The organism is Bowmanella dokdonensis, from assembly GCF_017254865.1.
GTDB classification, from domain to species: domain Bacteria; phylum Pseudomonadota; class Gammaproteobacteria; order Enterobacterales; family Alteromonadaceae; genus Bowmanella; species Bowmanella dokdonensis.
In genome coordinates this window covers 1-358 of record NZ_JAFKCV010000183.1, presented here as the reverse complement: position 1 = coordinate 358, position 358 = coordinate 1, and the positions used below count along the sequence as shown (strand labels likewise).

General features: G+C 46.9%; 1 protein-coding gene. It reads left to right on the top strand.

Annotation, left to right across the window (positions count from 1 at the left end):
- A partial coding sequence (locus tag J0A66_RS22140) for an OmpA family protein (RefSeq protein WP_206575997.1) occupies positions 1-344 on the top strand: 344 nt, incomplete at its 5' end.
- Positions 345-358: the final 14 nt, after the last annotated feature.

Genomic DNA, 358 nt, shown 5'->3' with positions numbered 1-358 from the left:
ATGTTCAACGTCAGGCACTAAAGGAATTGTTAGTTGGTTTTCCTAGTGGGAGCGCCAAGATACCCGTAACTGAGCTTGATAAACTGTTTCAGCAAGCGGAGCTGATCAAGCAAAATCCCCGCTCACTGGCTATGATTTATGGCTACCGTGACCACTGTGTTGGTGCAGCATTGCCTGATAGTCTTGCCTTATCCCGTGCTGAAGCGGTGAAGCGCGAGCTGATCAGTTTTGGTATCAGACCCAGCGCGTTGCATATAGTGGAAGATCAGGATATGTCTGTTCCTCACCCTTCATTGCAAGGGGCGGCTATGACAGTACTTATTCAGCAATTTTCAGTAAGTTAACGTCTTTTACTTCA